The 19,796-nt window shown below is 33.3% G+C and carries 18 protein-coding genes and 1 pseudogene; 1 reads left to right on the top strand and 18 read right to left on the bottom strand.

The features are described 5' to 3' along the window. Positions 1-26: 26 nt before the first annotated feature. From DW114_RS14810 to DW114_RS14750, 13 genes and pseudogenes are all read right to left on the bottom strand, one after another. The gene (locus tag DW114_RS14810) at positions 27-818 is read right to left on the bottom strand and encodes a Nif3-like dinuclear metal center hexameric protein (protein ID WP_117454516.1); all 792 of its coding nucleotides are present in this window, start codon (positions 816-818) and stop codon (positions 27-29) included. A 27-nt stretch (positions 819-845) separates the two neighbouring features. Next, positions 846-2,150, bottom strand: a complete 1,305-nt coding sequence (locus tag DW114_RS14805; RefSeq protein ID WP_117454515.1) for a PTS sugar transporter subunit IIC — start codon at positions 2,148-2,150, stop codon at positions 846-848. 19 nt (positions 2,151-2,169) lie between these two features. Continuing rightward, a complete protein-coding gene (locus tag DW114_RS14800) occupies positions 2,170-2,460 on the bottom strand; it encodes a PTS sugar transporter subunit IIB (protein WP_117454514.1) in 291 nt (96 codons plus the stop codon). A gap of 15 nt (positions 2,461-2,475) precedes the next feature. Next, positions 2,476-3,870, bottom strand: coding sequence for a glycoside hydrolase family 1 protein (locus tag DW114_RS14795; protein ID WP_233511375.1), 1,395 nt, complete (start codon positions 3,868-3,870; stop codon positions 2,476-2,478). Between the two features lies 1 nt (position 3,871). Beyond that, positions 3,872-4,183: a PTS lactose/cellobiose transporter subunit IIA gene (locus DW114_RS14790; protein WP_117454513.1), complete on the bottom strand. Its 312-nt coding sequence runs from the start codon at positions 4,181-4,183 to the stop codon at positions 3,872-3,874. A gap of 163 nt (positions 4,184-4,346) precedes the next feature. Then, on the bottom strand, positions 4,347-4,718 hold the full coding sequence (locus tag DW114_RS14785) for a DUF7668 domain-containing protein (protein WP_117454512.1): 372 nt from the start codon (positions 4,716-4,718) through the stop codon (positions 4,347-4,349). A gap of 44 nt (positions 4,719-4,762) precedes the next feature. Further along, complete coding sequence (locus tag DW114_RS14780; protein WP_117454511.1) at positions 4,763-5,512, bottom strand: ChbG/HpnK family deacetylase; 750 nt, start codon at positions 5,510-5,512, stop codon at positions 4,763-4,765. Positions 5,513-5,533: 21 nt separating this feature from the next. Next, the gene (locus DW114_RS14775; protein WP_117454510.1) at positions 5,534-6,943 is read right to left on the bottom strand and encodes a PTS transporter subunit EIIC; all 1,410 of its coding nucleotides are present in this window, start codon (positions 6,941-6,943) and stop codon (positions 5,534-5,536) included. A gap of 77 nt (positions 6,944-7,020) precedes the next feature. Next, positions 7,021-7,857, bottom strand: a complete 837-nt coding sequence (locus tag DW114_RS14770; protein WP_117454509.1) for a PRD domain-containing protein — start codon at positions 7,855-7,857, stop codon at positions 7,021-7,023. 245 nt (positions 7,858-8,102) lie between these two features. Beyond that, positions 8,103-8,732 carry a helix-turn-helix transcriptional regulator gene (locus DW114_RS14765; RefSeq protein WP_117454508.1) on the bottom strand — a complete coding sequence of 210 codons (630 nt, stop codon included), beginning with the start codon at positions 8,730-8,732 and terminating at the stop codon, positions 8,103-8,105. Next, positions 8,710-9,389 (bottom strand): annotated as a pseudogene (locus DW114_RS14760) (DUF3990 domain-containing protein). Before DW114_RS14760 ends, DW114_RS14765 begins: the two are co-directional and overlap by 23 nt. 104 nt (positions 9,390-9,493) lie before the next feature. Continuing rightward, positions 9,494-10,354, bottom strand: a complete 861-nt coding sequence (locus tag DW114_RS14755; protein ID WP_117454507.1) for a DUF362 domain-containing protein — start codon at positions 10,352-10,354, stop codon at positions 9,494-9,496. A gap of 51 nt (positions 10,355-10,405) precedes the next feature. Next, on the bottom strand, positions 10,406-11,038 hold the full coding sequence (locus DW114_RS14750) for a heavy metal-binding domain-containing protein (protein WP_117454506.1): 633 nt from the start codon (positions 11,036-11,038) through the stop codon (positions 10,406-10,408). Positions 11,039-11,627: 589 nt separating this feature from the next. Between DW114_RS14750 and DW114_RS14745 the strand changes: the two genes are divergently transcribed. Continuing rightward, positions 11,628-12,743: a PD-(D/E)XK nuclease family transposase gene (locus DW114_RS14745; RefSeq protein WP_158552296.1), complete on the top strand. Its 1,116-nt coding sequence runs from the start codon at positions 11,628-11,630 to the stop codon at positions 12,741-12,743. Between the two features lie 59 nt (positions 12,744-12,802). On the opposite strand, the gene DW114_RS14740 is transcribed toward DW114_RS14745, so the two are convergent. The 5 genes from DW114_RS14740 to DW114_RS14720 all read right to left on the bottom strand — a co-directional run bounded on the left by DW114_RS14740 (position 12,803) and on the right by DW114_RS14720 (position 19,778). Further along, positions 12,803-14,239, bottom strand: coding sequence for a glycoside hydrolase family 1 protein (locus DW114_RS14740; protein ID WP_117454504.1), 1,437 nt, complete (start codon positions 14,237-14,239; stop codon positions 12,803-12,805). A 118-nt stretch (positions 14,240-14,357) separates the two neighbouring features. Further along, on the bottom strand, positions 14,358-15,806 hold the full coding sequence (locus tag DW114_RS14735; protein WP_117454503.1) for a glycoside hydrolase family 1 protein: 1,449 nt from the start codon (positions 15,804-15,806) through the stop codon (positions 14,358-14,360). Positions 15,807-15,895: 89 nt separating this feature from the next. Then, complete coding sequence (locus DW114_RS14730; protein ID WP_117454502.1) at positions 15,896-17,272, bottom strand: PTS transporter subunit EIIC; 1,377 nt, start codon at positions 17,270-17,272, stop codon at positions 15,896-15,898. Positions 17,273-17,347: 75 nt separating this feature from the next. Continuing rightward, a complete protein-coding gene (locus tag DW114_RS14725) occupies positions 17,348-18,856 on the bottom strand; it encodes a sulfatase-like hydrolase/transferase (RefSeq protein ID WP_117454501.1) in 1,509 nt (502 codons plus the stop codon). A gap of 85 nt (positions 18,857-18,941) precedes the next feature. Continuing rightward, complete coding sequence (locus DW114_RS14720) at positions 18,942-19,778, bottom strand: PRD domain-containing protein (protein ID WP_117454500.1); 837 nt, start codon at positions 19,776-19,778, stop codon at positions 18,942-18,944. Positions 19,779-19,796 lie beyond the last annotated feature (18 nt).

Below are 19,796 nucleotides of genomic sequence, written 5' to 3'. Positions count from 1 at the left end.
TTTATAGATTTAAGATGAGCGATGTGTTACTCACAAACATAATGTGTAACATCATATCCCTCTTTTAAATAGGAAACATCTAGCATTGGAAATACATGATGCAGATAGTTTTCCATAGCTTTCATACCCGGTATTTCACAACATGAATGATGTACTACAATCATGGGGATATCTACATCAATTGCATATTGTACAGCATCATAGTTTTTAATACCATCATCGCTAACGATCACAGCTTCAGGATGATGTGGAAGCATTTCATATATATTTGTTGCGGCACCTGTACCGATGGTTATTCTTTTCACAATCTTATCTGTGTTGCCAAAAACATAAACCCCTTGTTGTCCATCCTCTTTTAACACATTCATAACGTGATTGGCCAGTTCTTTTACACTCATTTCCGGAATCATGGCACTTTGATAATAAGAAGATACCTTTCTTTCCTCAAATGTAAAACCTAACCTTTTTGCCCATTGATCATGAACACCATATTCTGGTAAACAATCCCAAACATCATGACAGCGATAGACACATATATGATTTTGTTCTAATAACGCTTTCTTATCATTTGCTGCATCGATTGCAGCACTCATCATTCTTGTAGAGCATTGATAAAATGGATTTTCATGTGTAATAATAAAATGAATATCTTTTTTTATAGCTTCTTGGATTACTTGCTTTGTTGCTACCCAGCAAACACCAACACGTTCTATTTCCTGATGACTATCTCCAAATAATATATGATCTCTTGTTTGATATGCTCGATTGACCCATGTTCCCTGCTCTTCTAAATGTTGTATTACATCAATAATTTGCATGTTGCTCATCTCCTGTCACTTTCTATTTTACTCTTCTTCATCTTCCGTTTCCAGTTCCATTGCAACACATTGTTTTTCATGCATCTTAAAGAATGGATAGTAAATCAAAATATCCACAACTAATAGACCACATACAAGGAACATCGCTTTGATATCCATTGTGGATAAAAAGGCTCCGGGAATGTTTGGCATCTGCCAGGATAACATTGCAAATGTTCTTCCTATGATATTACTTTCCATCAAAACAAACGATACAATCGCATTAAATGTAGAAGCACATAAGAATGGTATTAAGTAATATGGGTTCAACATAACAGGAACACCAAATACAATTGGTTCACCAATTCCAAAGAAAGCTGGAATGATACCAATACGCCCTACGGTTTTTAACTGTTTAGATTTAGAACGTACTAATAAAATCGCTAATGCCAATAAAGAGCCACAGCCACCAATCGCTACAAAATATACCCAGAAAGGTGTTGTAAATACATGAGGCAATGCTTCTCCTGCTGCTTTTGCGGCTACATTGATAGATAAATTTCCATCACGAATTGGTGCAAGGATTCCAGATAAGGCTGCATCATGGATACCAAAGAACCAGAAGAAATGTACCAATAAAGTCATAATAACGATAAATAACAAGCTATCTGCAGCCTGTAAAGAAGGTGCCATTGAAGTATAAATAAATTCAGGGAAGGTTGTATCAAATGCATGGAATATCGCAAATATCGCAACATATCCAGAAATAATCACAAAACCTGGCACAAGGGAAGCAAATGTTTCACTTAATGATGCTGGTACACTTGGTGGAAGATTGATTCTTCCCCAATCATGTGAACGCATGAAATGATATGCTTCTACAGTTAGTATAGAAATTAAGATTGCTGGTAAAATACCCTTTCCATCCATATAAGATATTTCCACAACTTTTCCATCCCAGCCAAGTTGCTGCGGTGTCATTACTAACATCAAGAAACCACAAACACTTAACATTGCTGGTACTAGAAAATCATGTTTGAAATGGCGCGTTAAATAATATGTAATTGCGATACATACATAGATAGACATTCCACCTAATGTTAATGCACTGATCCAGTTTAACAGCATACTATTTTGTTGCACAAATGATGCCCAGGCTAATAAGAATCCATTTGTTGTTTCTTCTGTGACAGGTGCTGCACTGATTACTGCGGTTACACCACCCATTAATGTAATTGGCAATAATGAAATAAATGCATCTCGAATTGCTCGTAAATGACGCTGTGAACTAAGTTTATTTGCAATCGGTAAAATATGTTTTTCTATTTTTTCATTCATTGTTTGAAATGACATGATAATTTCCTCCTTTTATTTATTCTCCTAAAATTTTAATAATGTCTTTTAAAACTCCTTTTCCATCCATCATACCATAATGTTGTGGTGCGATTCCTTTTACAGGAATATTTACCTGTGCTTCAATTGTAGGAATCTGATGACGAATCTGTGGTCCTACTAAAATCAATTCTACACCATCCAAATGCTGCATAAATTCAGCTTCTCCATAAGCATGTACCTCAAATGCCCCTTTACTTGCATCCTGAATACGCTTTGCTAATATCCCTGTAGACATACCTGCATTACAAACCAACATTACTTTTTTCATATACGTTTCCTCTCCTTATTTTAAATTTTCTGCATTGCTGTTGATCATATCACGATACCATGTATAGCTTTTCTTTGGTTTTCTAATTCTGTCATGATCAAAATCGACAGCTACCAGTCCATATCTTTTTTCACATCCGTTTTTCCATGAATATAAATCAAAACTACTCCATGCAAAATAGCCTTTTATATTGGCGCCTTGCTCCATTGCTTCAAACATTGCTTTGATATGATCACGCATAAATGATATACGGTATTCATCATCAACTTGTGGAACAGTAACATCTTCATACATACCGATTCCATTTTCTGTAATATATATTGGCAAGCCATATTTCTGATGTACTTCTAATAAGCCATCTTTCAATCCCTTTGGATAAATTTCTGTATCCCATTCTGTATATGTACTATTTGGATCATGCATAACCTGCTCAAACCAGTGTTTCACAATAACTTTACTAGAGCCTTTTCCAGCTTTTCCACTGTTATTCACAACAAAGGTTGTTTCTCCACTTGTATAAGGTTTTACCAATGTTCTTGAATAATAATTTAACCCAAGAAAATCTACTGTATTTTCTTTTATTATCTTTAATTGTTCTGGTTTCATATAAGAAATATCATATTGTTTAGATAATTCACTTAATAGATCAATTGGAATTTCTCCTTTTGCGGCAGTATCTAAAATCCAGTTATTACAATAATTGTCTGCATAACGCATGGCAATCTTTGTTTCTATACGATCATCTACACCATTTACAGGAGTAAAACTATGTACAATACCGATTTCGCCTTCATATCCGCCTTCACGGAATTCTTTTACGCCTAATGCACTTGCATACATCACATGATAAGCAGCTTTGATTGTCTTAGATACATCCTGAATACAAGGAGGATAATTTCCAATCAGATATCCACTGCAAACAAACCATTTTGGTTCATTAAACGTTACCCATTTTCTAATTTTTGTATGGAAGTTTTCAAAGCAAACCTTTGCATACTGTGCAAATGCTGTACATACTTCTTCATTTAGCCAGCCACCAGTTTCTTCCCAATATTGTGGCAAATCCCAATGATATATCGTCACAAATGGCTCAATACCATTTTCATGACAACAATCTAAAATCTTATGATAAAATGCTAATCCTTTTTCATTGATTTCACCTTGTTTATTTTTTATGATTCTAGGCCAAGATAAAGAGAAACGATATGCTCTCTGTCCACCTTCTTTCATCATTCTGATATCTTCTTCAAAATGATGATAATGATCGCTTGCAATATCTCCATTCTCTAATCCTTCTTCGTGTAAGTAGTGATCCCACATGGATTCTACACGTTCATCTAAATCCCAGGCGCCTTCACATTGATAGGAAGCAGTAGCACTTCCCCAAAGAAAGTTTTTTAAATCCATCATATCATCCCTCCATTTTTTGATATAAATAAATAATTTCTTTTGTTAAATCCACGGTGACTGCTGATGAAGCGATGTGATCTTCAGCATGCATAAGAAGCAGATCTATTTTTATTTTTTCTTCATCGTTGGCCATAATGCGCAACATTTCCGCATGAATCTTTTGAGCTTCAATCAACTCCTTTTTTGATTCCTCCATCATAGAAAGACTTTCTTTAATTTGTTTTTCTTTTGCTTTTTCTAATGCTTCATAAGCAATACTTCTAGCATTTCCACTGTGTAAAATTAATTGAAATGCATATTGTTCTGATGTCATATTCCCACTCTCCTTTTGACACCATTATCATAATTAAAATCGCTGCATGTTTAAAATTTTTAATTTCCGTTAAGTAACGGCAAATCACGAAGATTCCTTTAAATACAAAAAAAGATTCATATCTGTCTTAGATATAAACCTCTTTCACAATCATTTATTATTTTTATAACGTACGCAAATCATTCAACACAACGAAATATCCATTTTCTTTTTTTATAAACTCAACTTGAAGCGTTAAATCATTTAGTTCTCCATCAGTCATCAAATCATAATCCATAAAATATCCACTGCTATCATCAAAGGCCTCCAGATAAATATCTTGTTTATTTTTCGTTGATGTTGGATCATCAATTTTCATCACTGGCTGTGTTTCATCTAAGTATCTAAGTGCCAAAATCAAGTCTTTTTTTGATAAACGACTGGTATCAAATAATGATAAGAAAGCATCATCGTCTTCAATAGACAACTTTGCCAGAGCTTGTTCAATATAAGCCACAAAACAATCTTTTTCTTTTCCTGTTTCTACTTTTATCATAAGCAGCCTCCTGATTTTAGCACGTTATTTATAAATGTTTTATCCTATAAATCCTCATAAGTAATCTGCATAACATCCTGTTCCTTTAACCATTGTTTTATTGCAGGATCACATGCCATATCCACTTCCATCGTTCTAGGAATTGTTAGAGATGAATGCTTTAAAATGTATCCATCTAAGTAACCCGGGTGACATACCATAACATCAGCTGCGCCATCATGTGCATGCATAACCATATCCTTTAGAAGTTTTTCAGGATCATAATCTGGATTCATACTATCCATCCACATATAAACCATTGTATTTCCAACCATCATTGGTTCACTTCCCGGAGCCATTCCATTGTATTTTAAACCATGACGATTTGCGACAATCTCTAAACCTTTGAAAAAGTTTTTACTGGAAACGGCATGCCCTTCAAAATATTGCGGTTGTCTACCTGTTAGTTCCACAAAGCGTTCATATTGCGCTTCAATTTCTAAAATCACTTCATCCAATACCACAAAATCTTCTTTGGCACTGCGATATTCTTTTGATGATTTAAACTCACCATGTTCGTTCGTAATGCTAGGGATCAATGATGGATCAACCAAAGGTTTTCCTACACAGATATTGGTATGTTGACCTAAACATACATCTACACCTTCTAATAATTTTAAACCATGTGCCACCGTTGGCATATTACTCATCACACCAACAGATTTAATAATGCCTTCCTTTACACTTTTTGCGATGCCATAGTTTACACCTTCACTATAGCCCAGATCATCTGCACGTATTAAGATTTTTTTCATCAAACTACCATCCTTTTTCTTTTATTTTGTTAATACAGGATCATCTTTTGCATATCCTGTAAAATAAGTTACAACTGCGGCAACCAAAAAACCAATTCCACAGCTGATTACACCATTTATCAAATTAGAAGCAGGACCGCCAGCAAAAGCTGTTAACCCAATAAAGCTTGCGACTGGAACCATAGCATAACATGCGACATGCATGATACCTGCATATAATCCACCAGCAAATCCTCCAATGATCAATCCAATAAATGGACGTTTATATTTTATACCATTACCATATAAACCAGGTTCTGTTACTCCACCTATTATTGAAGCAATGAAGTATCCAAAAGTCAATGATTTTTCTTCTGTATTTTTAATTTTCAAGAAAGAGCCCAACAACATGCCAGCAACAGATAAAGAAGCAATGGCACCACCGACAGACACTAAACTTTCTTGTCCAGCCTGTGCAAATGTCATGACTAATGCTGTGATAAATACAACATGCATACCACTCATAACAACAAACTCCCATAGTGCAGCTATGATTGCTACTGCCAAGAATCCAATGCCAGGAATCTGATCAAGTCCTAATAAGAAATTACAAATATAATTACCTAAGATAGAACCAATTGGTCCTAATACACATAAACAGATAGGAATCATTACTGCGATACTTAGGAATGGTACGAAAATCGTTTTTAATGCTTGTGGTAAAATACGTTTAAAGAATTTTTCTATATAACTCATTACCCAGATAGATAAGATGATTGGTAATAATGTAGATGCATAATTTTGTGCGTTACATGGAATACCATAAACAGTAAATAGTGTTCCTTCCGTAGCAATATTCACAAATGTCGGATGCATCATAATACATCCCAAGAACATACCTACAACTGGTGTTACATTGAACTTTTTAGATGCTGTATATCCTAATACAATTGGGAAGAAATAAAATCCTGCATCCCCAACAAAGGTAAATAGTGTATATAAATCATCTGTTTCTGATAGAACATTCAACATGCTTGGGCCTAAAACTGCGACTAGCATTTTAAACATAGATGCAGCCATCATCAATGGAATCAATGGCACAACACATCCAGATAAAGTTTCAAGAATATTACTTCCAACCTTTTTCAATGTTAGCTTTTCTTTTGTTTTTTCACTTGGTTCTTCAATGGAATCACTTAATGTAAATCCACCTTGTGTACATACTTCTTTATATACGTGTTCTACAGTCTGACCAATGATAACCTGAAACTGTCCACTAGAAAATTGACAGCCTAATACTCCCTTCATACTTTTGATATCATCTAATTTTACCTTACTTTGATCTTTTAAATTAAAACGTAATCTTGTCATGCAGTGTGCTACGAACGTAACATTTTCTTTACCTCCCACACCTGCTAAAATCTCACTTGCCATTTGTTCATATTTACTCATAATTTTATGTTCTCCTTTACATGAAAAACCCCCAACACAAAAACTACTTCTGTAATCTTTGCGCTGAGGGTGATGCTCTATTGATGACAATCCTCTCTTGCACATAATCGATTGATATGTAACATTAAGTATAATAAATCTTCTTCATGAAGACTCCAATTCATTTCATTTTGTAGATATTTTTTGATATGTAAAGCACACGCATATGTTTGCGGATTTTCATTCTTTACATATTCAAACATTTTTTTATTTTCACTGGTAATAGAATCCTTTTTCTCCTGACGTTTCAGAAGATATAAAAGATGTGACGTGAATCGGGAGTAGTTGAAACTGTTTTTATTGATATGAATTTGAAAATCTTCACCAATTAATTCTGTAATTTCCTCAATCACTTCATCGCTGTTTGGCATCTGTTGTGATATCGATGTCACAGTTTCTGCATTCACAAAATGCATGGCAATATTGCTTGCCTCTCCTTTTGGTAATCGAATATTCATCGTTTTCTGTATCAGCTTTACAGCTGTTTCTCCCAGTGCGAATTCTGTTTCATATAAATATTGGATATCGTTGTATAATGGTGCCTGTATATTGATGTTTTTCTTTACGCGTTCAATTGCGAATGCAATATGATCGGCTAATGTAAATACAACGTTAGGACTTAATTCACTTTTGATTTTCATCCTGGCAATATCCACAATTTTCGCAGCAGTTTCTAATACATCCACATCAATTTCATTCAACAGATTGAAATACATTGCATCTACATCATAGAAGGTTCTTTGTATTACATTTAAATCTTCTATCACATATGGACAAGGCTTAAAACCAATCCCTGTACCTACAGCAATTAATTCACGATCATTATCATCAACACATAATGCAATATTGTTGTTTATCTTTTTTATGACTTTCATGACCTGCCAGTTCCTCCCTTTTCTTATGATACATACAGATGTATCATTGTTTCTATTGATATCCCTTCTTTCTTTTATTTTAACATGGCTGAAACAAATAAAAAACTCTGCATATCACAAAACCTCAGTAAACAGAAATATTTGTTTCCTAAAGGTGATGCCTCCCGCAGAGTGACAATCCCGTTGTAGTAACTACATTTTAGCAAGCGGTTACAGCTTTGTCAATGCTTTATTTATAATTCTAATTATTCTAACAAATCTTCTATACTACATCCCAAAACCAAAGATAACGCTCTCACGATATTCACTTGTGCTTTATTGATTTCTGTTTCTCGCTGTTCATAAGCACGAATGGTTCTTTCTTTTACTTCTGCATATTGTGCTAACTGCTTTTGTGTTATTTCTGATTTTTTACGTAGTTTATAAAGGTTTGTAGGCGCTTTTTCTACCCTTTCCATAAGGACATCATAACCTTTTTTCACATCAGCTTCATGAAGTGGGTAATATAATGCAAAGATATCCGATGGCGCTATAGCTGAAAATATTGTAGAAAATTTAAATCCAGATTTCCATTGTACATAAGCAGTTATCCAACCCATCCAATACTCAGGCGTTTTGCCAAATCCTGTATCATATGTTATATAATCTGCTTCTAAATGATGGCTTTCTAAAACAAGCATTACCAATTCACTTCCACCTTTATTGATGTAATATGGATTTCCAATTTCAATACCATGACAAACAGGTGAATCTAAAAATAAAGCACCAAATGTATCAATATCCATATGTTGATTATTGACTGCATAATCAAACATTACAGCGAATTCTTCCATGACATCATCAAGATATACTTCATTGTAGCCTTTGATCATCATTTTTCATCTCCTCACGCAAAATATCAATGATATAAATATCGTTCTTATCAAACTTTTTATTTTTCAAATATGTACGATACTCGCTTCTTGCTTTATTATCCCTTTGTACTCTTCTACTGAAATACGCTTTATGATCAACTTTTTCATAACCTACAAATTTTATCGTTTGAAATGCTTTTTCTGATTTTAAAATAATTTGTTCGTCTAATTTTCCTAACCTCATTGCTTCACCTAATGTCTTTAAAGATATCGTTCCTTGAATGAAATCCTTTGCGAATTGAAAGTATGAATCATCCGCGCGATATCCTATGATTACATCATAATTTCTATAATCTGGAAGAAACGTATCAAGAATATATTGTTTAGCCTGCACCATTAATTCATCATTATTTAATTCAAAGCTTCTATTTTCTAAGAGAATCGCCAACCAATTTAACATATGATAATCATTTGTAAGATTTAAAATAGATAGATTTCTCATATCCAGTTGGTATTGATTTGCATATCCTTCTAAGTTTTCTGTACAAGCCCACTCTTTCGCAAGTTTTCTGTACAATAAAAACCTTGTCCATAATCATTATAATTTTTCCCAAGTCCATAAATTGGTTGAACAATTTTGTCTTTTGAGCCATGATAAATTGTCAAAATATTTTCCATATGCTACCTCTCTTTTCATTCATTATACCATTATATTGGCAGTTTATATCCATTTTGATATAAAAAATATGACCAACCTATCGCCAGCCATATTTTCATATATATTAGATAGAAATTAATTCATATTCTCTAGAACCAACACCTAGTTCTTCTGCTGCTTCAACGGTATGTACACCATTTCTTGATTCAATTCGTTCAATAAGATCTGCTTTACCAGGATCTTCACTTTGATAAACGAAATCTAAACATGCTTGATCAAGAGCAACAGGATCATTAGATGCCAAAATACCAATATCTTTAATTTTAGGATCTTCTGCCACAGCACAACAATCACAATCTACTGACATATTGCACATCACATTGATAAATACGATTTGACCTTTATAATAATCCATAATGGATTTTGATGCGTCGGCCATAGATTCTAAGAAGGCGTCATGATCTGCGGTCCAAAATTCATCTGGTTTACCTACACCATGTATATATGCCTTTCCATAGCTAGACGCAATACCAATAGAAATATTCTTTAATGCTCCGCCAAATCCACCCATAGGATGTCCTTTGAAGTGAGATAAAACCAGCATAGAATCATAATTTTTCATATGTGAACCTACATAATTTGTCTTAATTTGTTTACCATCTACACCTAATTCCATATCGCCATCTTCATCCAAGATATCAACTGGCGCAATATCTGTCCATCCATGAAGTTTCATTGTTTCCCAATGAGCTTTTGTCGTATTTCGTTTTCCTTCATATGCAGTGTTGCTTTCGACAATCGTACCATGCACATGATCAATAATCGGTTTCATAAACGGTGGACGTAAGAAATTTTGATTTCCTACTTCTCCTGAATGTAACTTGACAGCAACCTTGCCTTGAAGTGATACTTGTAAAGCTTCATACATTTTGACCATAGCTTCTGACGTGATTTCTTTTGTGAAATATACTTTTGATTTTCCCATATCATAACCCTCTTTCCAAGAGTTACTATATCACTTAGAGCAAACTCTAAGTCAATCGTTTTCTTTTATTTCTTCAATTTTTTCAATTTTTACTGCCGTTCCTGTTAAGATTACCCCGATCATATTACTATTGAACATAGTATATTCGATATCCACACCAACAATGGCATTTCCACCATTAAACAGGCATCGTTCAATGATACGTTTCTTAGCAGCAACTTTCGCATCCTGAAGTTTGGCGATAAATGCTTCTGATTCAGTACCTGTCATATCCGCAACAGATGCTTCCCAACTGCTGATAAAGCCTGTACCTAATACGCTTTCCCCACTGATGATGCCATGATAGGAAAGGATACGATAGCCTTCAAAAGTTGGACAAGTCGTCATCATAAATCCATCATCTTTTTTCGCATTTTCTTTTGCTTCTTTTTCCTGGATTCCTTCTTTGAACCATGCTTCTACATTATCAATAACATTTTGAGGATAATTGCGTTCTCGCATTTCTTGCATTGCTAAACGATATTTTTCCTTTAATATTTCTGATGTTTTTGCGCCTCTCCCATTCTTAAATGCTTTTAAACTTTCGTAACAATCTGTACACATATAGATATCTTTAAATTGTGTTGGATATGTTCCCAACCCTTCTGCACGTTTTCCGCACACACTGCACATTTTCTTTGCCATAGGAAAACCTCCTTTTCATTTTCTATACTATCATTATAAATTAGAAAGTTTGTTTCGGATACAAGATTTATTAAAAATTTAAACAAAAAGTAGAAAATAATAATCGTTATCATAAATTCTGGTTTCATAGTTACAGAATAGTGAGTTTCTATAATATTTTACTTATTCAAAAACATTAGAAAATCGTCATATTTATGATATTCATAGGATGTTTTACATATCTTTAAACTTTTCTAGTTTGTTCTTTTCAAAAAAGTTTAATAAGCTTTTTAAAGCGTCTTACTTTGAGATAAAAATAGACTTAAACATTAGCGTCATTTATAAGATGAAAATAAAGCCTGCTAGCGATGAAAAGTCTATTTATGAAATTCTTCTTTATACAATCAATAATTGAAATGAATATTGTTAAAATACTACTCTTTTTCTATGGCGCAATTTCACCAAAAGTGAAATATATTAAAGTTATGACAGTGCTTTAAGCTACATATAGGTTTTTTTTAAATTTTTCAAAAATAATTTAGGATTTTCATACCAAAAATACGTATGTAAATAATGTAGGCTTTCATAGCCTAGAAAGATGAGGACCTCTATGGGAAAAGAAAAATCAAAGAAAACAAAAGCTACAGTCACAAATCTTGAAAAGAAAGAAGAATTAAATGTTTTAGCTGAAAAGGAAGCTGTGAATGAGAATAATGAATCATCGGTATCCTTTACCAACGATGTATTTATGAAGTTTAGTTTAATTGGTGAAGATGCCACTTCTAATCTTCTGCGTAACTTCTTTTGTACAGTTGCAACACATTACAAGTACAAAATTGTACACACAAAAGTAGTGAATTCAGAAATTCTTCCTGAACAATTTGGCTTAAAACGTATCGTTATGGATGTTGTAGCGACAGATGATCAAGGCAGACGCCATAATATTGAGATTCAAAATCAATTCAAAGATGTAGATTTTAATCGTTGGGAGTTTTATGGTGCAAAAAATTTAAGTATGCAGTTAAAATCAGGAAATTACTATAATGTAATTCAACCAGAATATCAGATTATCTTAACATTCTTTACAGGTGAAGCAGCAGAAAGAAACAATAAACTAATCAATCATTATGTGATGCGAAATGAAGATGGTGAAGTAGAACAGGAGAATGCATTGATCAATCGTACATATGTTAATTTGAATGTGATTGATCGCATCGTAGAAGAAAAAGGCGTAGAAAACTTAAATGATTTCGAAAAGTTATGTTACCTATTTAAACACAACGAACCTTGTGATACAATAAACACAGGAAAGTTGGTGGATGCGATTATGAAAAAATATGATGATATGAAACAAAATGAAGAAGTATGGACAATGGCACAACGAATTGAAGAAGCAGAATTACGCGAGAAGTATCTTGAAGAAACGGCAAGGATCAAAAATGAAGAAGATCGAAAAAAAGCCCTAAAAGAAGGAAGAGAAGAAGGACTGAAAGAAGGGCTGAAAGAAGGTAAAAAAGAAGGACTAAAAAAAGGTCTAGAAGAAGGTAAAAAAGAAGGTCTTTTAGAAGGTCAGCTAAAAATCGTGAAATGCCAGATAATGAAAAAATATGGTCAGGACGCTTCTACTTGGCTATCATCTTTGACATCATCACAACTGGATAAAATCATTGAACTCATCTTAACATGTGACACATATGAAGAACTAAAACAACAAATACAAAAATAATTAAGCAATAAAAGATGGCTGGTTCTCTTAACGAAATCAGCCATCTTTTTTCCCTTTAATTAATCTAAATCTTTACCATTGCTTTCGATTACCTTCTTATACCAGTAGAAAGAATCTTTTCTGCTACGATCAAATGTACCATTACCTAAATCATCACTATCTACATACACAAAACCATAACGTTTTCCCATTTCACCAGTAGATGCACTTACTAAATCAATGCATCCCCAAGGTGTATAACCAATTAAATCGACACCATCATTTACAGCTTCTTCCATACAACGAATATGCTTTCTTAAATAATCAATACGATACTCATCATGGATGCTTCCATCGCTTTCAACCTTATCAAAAGCGCCTAAGCCATTTTCCACAACCATCAAAGGAATTTGATAACGTGCATATAATTCATTTAATGTATAACGGAGTCCATCAGGATCAATCTGCCATCCCCAATCACTAGATTCAAGATATGGATTCTTCACACCACCCATTAAGTTACCAGCTGTACCTTCTAAATTTGGATCATGTGATACACAATTGCTCATATAATAAGAGAAGCTATAGAAATCTACTGTCCCATTCTTTAAGATTTCCTCATCTCCAGGTTCCATTTTCACATGAATATCATTTTCTTCCCAATAACGTTTAGCGAAGTAAGGATACTCTCCACGAACCTGCACATCCCCACAATAGAAGTTACCCATTTCCTTCAACTTTTGACACTTTAATACATCCTGTGGATGACATGTATAAGGATAATTCTGCATATATGCAATCATACAGCCAATCTTAAACTCAGGATTGATACTGTGTCCTAATTGTACAGCTTTCGCACTTGCGATAAATTGATGATGTAACGCCTGAAAACGAAGCTGTGGAATATCTATCTGCTTTGTGAAATCTCTTGTGCCTTCATTTAAAATGCCAAGACTCAAATAATTTCCCATTGGCATCGTACCACAGTTAATTTCATTAAACGTCAACCAATATGTAACCTTATCTTTATAACGATTGAAGATCACTTCACAGTATCTAACAAACATATCAATGACTTCTCTGCTTACCCAGCTATCATAATTTTCCGTCAAGTAAAATGGCATTTCATAATGTGAAATTGTCACTAATGGCTCAATACCATATTTATGTAATTCATCAAATACGTTATCGTAAAATTTTAATCCTTCTTCATTTGGTTCTGTTTCATTACCTTTTGGAAATATTCTTGTCCATGCGATAGACATACGGAATGTTTTAAATCCCATTTCTGCCATCAACGCAATATCTTCTTTATAACGGTGATAGAAATCACTTGCTTTATGATTTGGATAATATAATCCTTCTTCTAGTGTGCGTGTGATCTGACGAGGTGTTGTATGTGTACCATTGCTCATCATATCCGCAGCACTTAATCCTTTTCCTCCTTCATTCCATCCACCTTCATATTGGTTGGCAGCTGTCGCACCACCCCATAAAAAGCCTTCTTTAAATCCCATAATATAAGTCCTCCTTATTTCCTGAATTGATTATAACATAGGCATTTTTCTTGTAGTTTTCAAAACATGTAAAATTGTGTACATTTAAATAAAAGGCCTGATTTCTCAGACCTCAGCTTTAATCTAAATCTTCACCATTGGATGCGATAACTTTTTTGTACCAGTAGAAAGAATCTTTGCGATAGCGTTGATATGTTCCGTTTCCTTCATCATCTGCATCTACATATACAAAACCATAACGTTTTGTCATCTGACAATCTCCACAACTTACCAAATCGATACATCCCCATGGTGTATATCCCATTACATTGCATCCATCTCCTATTGCTTCTTTTATGGCCTGAATATGGGCTCTTAAATATTCTATACGATAATTATCATGTACATTATTATCTGATGTTAATTCATCATGAGCGCCTAATCCATTTTCTACTATAAAAATCGGTACGCCATAGCGATCATTCATATCATTTAATGTAATTCTCAAACCTGTAGGATCTATTCCCCATCCCCAATCTGTCATTTTAATATATGGGTTCTCCAAGTTTCTGATGAAAGCACCAATTGGTTCTGCTTTATCTGGTTCTGCGCTAATAACTGCTGTATGATAGTAACTAATAGACGCAAAATCTACAGTCCCTTCTTTTAAAATACTTTCATATCCAGGATACCAGTCTATTTCAATACCTTTCTTGCGATAATAATTCAAAATTGATGTAGGATATGTACCTTTCACTTGAATATCCGTTGGGAAATAATTAAATTGACTTTGTTGTTGTGTTGCTAATACATCTTCTGGATTACAGGTATACGCATAGTTTTGAAGTCTACAAATCATATTACCAATCATTCCTTTTGATGTATGCTCACGAAAATATTTGACAGTTAAAGCACTTGCGATTAATTGATGATGTAATGCTTGATGAATACATGCTTCTGGCGTTTTTTTAGATTTCTCTACAAACATGCCTCCTCCTAGATAAGAAGAATTCATGATCATATTGATTTCATTAAAGGTAATCCAATAGTTTACTTCATCTTTATATTCATCAATCAAAAATTTTGTATAATGTAGAAAATAATCAATCATCTTAGGGCTTTCCCATCCATTGATAGTTTCTGTCAAATAAACTGGGATTTCATAATGAATCATCGTAACCAAAGGTTCGATGCCATATTTATGACATTCCTTAAATACATTATGATAAAACTGCACTCCATCTTCACATGGTTTTTCTTCTAAACCTGTAGGAAATAATCTACTCCATGAGATACTCATTCTGAAAGTCTTAAATCCCATTTCGCCTAATAAAGCGATATCTTCTTTATAATGATGATAGAAATCCACACCTCTTCTAAAAGCAAAATTATACTCATCTTCATGCTTTTTATGATCCTCAAACATATCAACTGTCACATTGATTGGAAATACTTTTTCTTTATCTGCTTTTTTTACTCTACGAATATAATCCATATGAGAAAGTCCTCTTCCACCTTCGTTATATCCTCCTTCAAACTGAGAAGCAGATGTTGCGCCTCCCCATAAAAACTTTTCATTAAACGCCATAGTATAGATCCTCCTTTTTTATTCCGCTAGCTTTTACTTCTTATTTTTTAAGAAATTAAAATGTTATACTGTGTATAAATATTTTTCATTTAGTCTTCTTTGAATCCTAAAATCCACGTCATTATAAATGAAATTACCATAGAAATAACTAATCCTATGATTCCATTTACTAAATTAGCACCTGTAGGTCCAATCAATGTAGGTAATACAAATAATCCTGTTGAACCAGGCATTGCATAAATAAATGTATGTGTAATACCAAAATAAGCACTAGCTACTGCATTTCCAATCATTGTGGCAATTAATGGTCTTTTTAATTTCATTAAGACTCCATATAATGCAGGCTCAGTAATACCACCAACTAAAGCTGTAGTGGCACATGTCATAGCAGTTGCTTTTGTATCTACTTTTTTTGATTTCAAAGAAACAGCAAGGCAGGATGCTGCTGAACCAAATACATAACCAATACCAGTAACAAAGAAGAATGTTTCATATCCATTTTCTGCAAAACTTGTTAAAGCAAAAGGAATTAAGGCTGTATGCATTCCAGTAAAAATTAATAATGGACGTAAAGCACCCATTACCGCCATACCAACAAATCCTAAAGTGTTATAAATCCACATCAAACCATCTGCAAGATATTTACCTAAAACTGTTCCTAAAGGCCCTAAAACACAAATTGCTAATGGTGCCATCACTAATAAAGTTAGAGTTGGTACAAGAACAGAGGATAATATCTGTGGAACATATTTTGTAAAGAACTTATGTACATAAGATAAAATCCATGTGATTAAAATAGCAGGCAAAACGCTACTTGCATAAGATGTAGCAGTAATAGGTAACCCAAATATTGTTGTAATAGTCCCTTCTGTTAATCCTGTTGTAAATGCAGGAAGTAAAAGAAAGGCACATAGCAATGTCGCCAATGGTAAACTTGTTTTAAAATGCTTAGAAGCATTTATACCCACATAAATCGGTAAGAAATAAAATCCAGCTTCTCCTATATTCTGTATGACAAGATAAGTTGAATTAGTTGCGTCTAAAATGTGAAATTGAAGTAAGAGCAATGCTATAACTTTAAACATACCAGCACCTATCAAAATAGGTAAAGCTGGCACCATAGAATTAACTACAGCTTGAACTATACCATTGCCAATCCCTTTTAATGAAATAGTTTTTTTCTCATCAAGATTTTCGTTAATTGCGGCTTTTACCTCAAATCCTGTTAAATCACAAAATTCACGATAAACTTCTCCTACATTCTGTCCAATAACAATTTGATATTGTTCACCCTGTATTTTTAAAGCAATAACTCCATCAATTGCTTCAATACTTTCTTTCTTTATTAAGCTTTTATCTTTAAACTCTAAACGTAATCTAGTTATGCAGTGAAAACAATTTGTTATATTGTCTTTGCCACCAACATTTTCTAATATTGCCTTTGCAATTTCTTTATTTCTTTTCATTTTGATTTCTCCTCTCACGTTCTTCAAAAATAAATATTGGGCCCTAAATATTTATTTTTTTTGTAGAAACTACATTTAACGTATATCCTTTCTGTCAGGAACTATATCTCCTGTTTCTACCATCCAATCTAATATCTTTAACTTCATATTTTTTATAATTTCTTGATACTCTGAATGCATTATTAAATTGTTTAATTCTTGTGGATCATTTTCTAAATCATATAATTCATCATTTTCATATAAACGATATACATACTTCCATTTGTCCATCCGACACATAATTGCTTTGGTATGTTCTGGTCCTTCTGAAGCTTGAGATGACAACCTTGGCCAATATTGTGAAGATGGACCATGTCCTAATTCCATCGCCCATGTTTCTCCATGAATCCTTCCACCCTCACTAAAAACTGCTTCTCGATGTTGTTCTTCTTTATCAAATAAATGCACAAGTGACTTTCCAAAATTAACATATTCTGTTTGAATACCTGATATTTCTTCAATTGTTGCAGTAATATCTACAAGTTCTACAAGTGCATTTGAAACACGGGGAATTACATGATATTGCTTTGCTGGTTTTATTAATAATGGAACATTTACAACTGGATCATCGAAACAGTTCTGAACTTTTTCCGCAATATCATAATCACCTGTATAATCTCCATGATCTGAGAAAACAAAGATATTTGTATCATCATATAAATTACACTCTTTTAACTTATCTCGTACCATGCCATAATGATGATCAAATCTAGATACCATCGCCAGATAAGTTGCCCGCATTTCTTGAAAGTTTTCTTCACCCCAATTGGATAAATTTTGTTTTTTAGCTATTTCCTTTAACATACTAGGTTTTCCTTCAAGCGTAATAGCACTTGGTCTTCTTTTTGCGACTTTTTTACGATCAATACTTGAAAACCATGGTTCCTCACACATATATTCTGGATGTGGATACATAAGTGTTATGTATAAGAAAAAGGGCTTGTGATTCTTTTCTTTACTTTTTTCTTCTATATAAGCTAAAGCCTGCTCAATGCAACTCCAATCATATTTAGCAAAAACAGTCTTATCATTGACATCATCTAAATCTACTTTCCCTACATAAAAGGAATAATAACCTGGTTCATCTGGCTTTAATTGTGATTCTTTTTTATTCTTCTTCATCATATCTTGTAAAGCAATAAACTCTCCACCTTTTATATCTTTTGAATCACCTGATCCAAATGGCCGATAATATCGATCACAAAATTCTTCTTTTGTTCTATTCCCTGGAATCACATCGTTTCTTCCTATCCAGATAACTTCATATCCATTATTTTTCATAGTCCTCAGGATATTAGGTTCTCCTTCATTTTGAAGATAATGAATTGTTCTGTGTCCAGTTGTATGAGGATATAATCCCGATAAAAAACTTATACGAGAAGGTACACAAACTGGATTTTGACAATACGCATGTGAAAATGATATCCCCTCTTGACTTAATTGATCTAGATTAGGAGTAATCGAAGCTTGATTTCCTAAATGAGCTAAAGCATCTGCTCGAAGCTGATCAGCTACAAAATACACAATATTTGATTTAACTGCCATAAAATTTTTCCTCCTTTATATAGAAAAACCCCAGCACATAACAAAAAGCAAATTGCTATTGTTATATACTGAGGTAATGCCCGCTTTACCGGTTACAATCCTCCCTACTGCATAATCGATTGATGTGCAGCATTAAATATAATAATTCTTCTTCACTCGGATTCCATTCTAAATGATCTTTTAGATATGTTTGAATATGACTAACACATTGATACGTTTTGCTATATTCGGCTTTCATCGAGTCAAATAATTTTTTATTTTCACTTGTAATTGATATATTAGTTTCCTGTCGTTTCATAAGGTATTGAAGATGCGTCACAAATCTAGAATAATTAAATCCTTCTCGATTTACACTCATTTCAAAATCTTTTTCAATCAAATTTGTGATATCACAAATCACTTTATTTTCATCTGATTCATCATTAGCATTTCTTTGCATATTCTCAGCATTTATAAAATGCAATGCAATACTAACCGCCTCATCCTTTGTTAGATAAACATTCATGCTTTTATTTATTAATTTAATCGCAAATAGTCCAATTTGCATCTCCGACTCATATAAGTGTTGTATATCATATACAAACGGCATTCTTATATCAAGATTTTTCTTAAATCGTTCTATCGCGAAATTGATATGATCAGCTAAAGTAAATACGATATTAGAATTAATTTGATTTTCTATTTTCATCTTTGCAAAATCTACAATTTTAATACTTAACTCGAATACCTCTTCTGGTATATCATTTAACAGTCCTAAATAACTGGGATTAATACCATAATAAGTACGCCAGATTTTACTCAAATCTGTAAGTTCATATGGGGTTTTAGGAAACCCAATTCCTTTTCCGAAAGCAATCAATTCATGACCATCATTATCCAGACAAACAGCAACATTGTTATTGATTTTCTTAATAACCTTCATGATTGATTCTCCCTTCTT

The sequence above is a fragment of the Absiella sp. AM09-50 genome (assembly GCF_003433845.1).
Classification (GTDB): Bacteria; Bacillota_I; Bacilli_A; order Erysipelotrichales; family Erysipelotrichaceae; genus Hoskinsella; species Hoskinsella hominis.
Note: the sequence above shows the minus strand (reverse complement) of the source record. Positions and strands in the feature narration are given on the sequence as shown.

Bases quoted from the DNA above. Each gene is read 5' to 3' on its own strand.
- DW114_RS14720 (WP_117454500.1), bottom strand. From the start codon at position 19,778: ATGAAGGTTATTAAGAAAATCAATAACAATGTTGCTGTTTGTCTGGAT.
- DW114_RS14745 (WP_158552296.1), top strand. From the start codon at position 11,628: ATGGGAAAAGAAAAATCAAAGAAAACAAAAGCTACAGTCACAAATCTT.
- DW114_RS14790 (WP_117454513.1), bottom strand. From the start codon at position 4,183: ATGACATCAGAACAATATGCATTTCAATTAATTTTACACAGTGGAAAT.
- DW114_RS14735 (WP_117454503.1), bottom strand. From the start codon at position 15,806: ATGGCGTTTAATGAAAAGTTTTTATGGGGAGGCGCAACATCTGCTTCT.
- DW114_RS14740 (WP_117454504.1), bottom strand. From the start codon at position 14,239: ATGGGATTTAAAGAAGGCTTTTTATGGGGTGGTGCGACAGCTGCCAAC.
- DW114_RS14755 (WP_117454507.1), bottom strand. From the start codon at position 10,354: ATGGGAAAATCAAAAGTATATTTCACAAAAGAAATCACGTCAGAAGCT.
- DW114_RS14725 (WP_117454501.1), bottom strand. From the start codon at position 18,856: ATGGCAGTTAAATCAAATATTGTGTATTTTGTAGCTGATCAGCTTCGA.
- DW114_RS14800 (WP_117454514.1), bottom strand. From the start codon at position 2,460: ATGAAAAAAGTAATGTTGGTTTGTAATGCAGGTATGTCTACAGGGATA.
- DW114_RS14805 (WP_117454515.1), bottom strand. From the start codon at position 2,150: ATGTCATTTCAAACAATGAATGAAAAAATAGAAAAACATATTTTACCG.
- DW114_RS14770 (WP_117454509.1), bottom strand. From the start codon at position 7,857: ATGAAAGTCATAAAAAAGATAAACAACAATATTGCATTATGTGTTGAT.
- DW114_RS14795 (WP_233511375.1), bottom strand. From the start codon at position 3,870: ATGATGGATTTAAAAAACTTTCTTTGGGGAAGTGCTACTGCTTCCTAT.
- DW114_RS14780 (WP_117454511.1), bottom strand. From the start codon at position 5,512: ATGAAAAAAATCTTAATACGTGCAGATGATCTGGGCTATAGTGAAGGT.
- DW114_RS14810 (WP_117454516.1), bottom strand. From the start codon at position 818: ATGCAAATTATTGATGTAATACAACATTTAGAAGAGCAGGGAACATGG.
- DW114_RS14775 (WP_117454510.1), bottom strand. From the start codon at position 6,943: ATGAGTAAATATGAACAAATGGCAAGTGAGATTTTAGCAGGTGTGGGA.
- DW114_RS14730 (WP_117454502.1), bottom strand. From the start codon at position 17,272: ATGAAAAGAAATAAAGAAATTGCAAAGGCAATATTAGAAAATGTTGGT.
- DW114_RS14785 (WP_117454512.1), bottom strand. From the start codon at position 4,718: ATGATAAAAGTAGAAACAGGAAAAGAAAAAGATTGTTTTGTGGCTTAT.
- DW114_RS14750 (WP_117454506.1), bottom strand. From the start codon at position 11,038: ATGGCAAAGAAAATGTGCAGTGTGTGCGGAAAACGTGCAGAAGGGTTG.
- DW114_RS14765 (WP_117454508.1), bottom strand. From the start codon at position 8,732: ATGATGATCAAAGGCTACAATGAAGTATATCTTGATGATGTCATGGAA.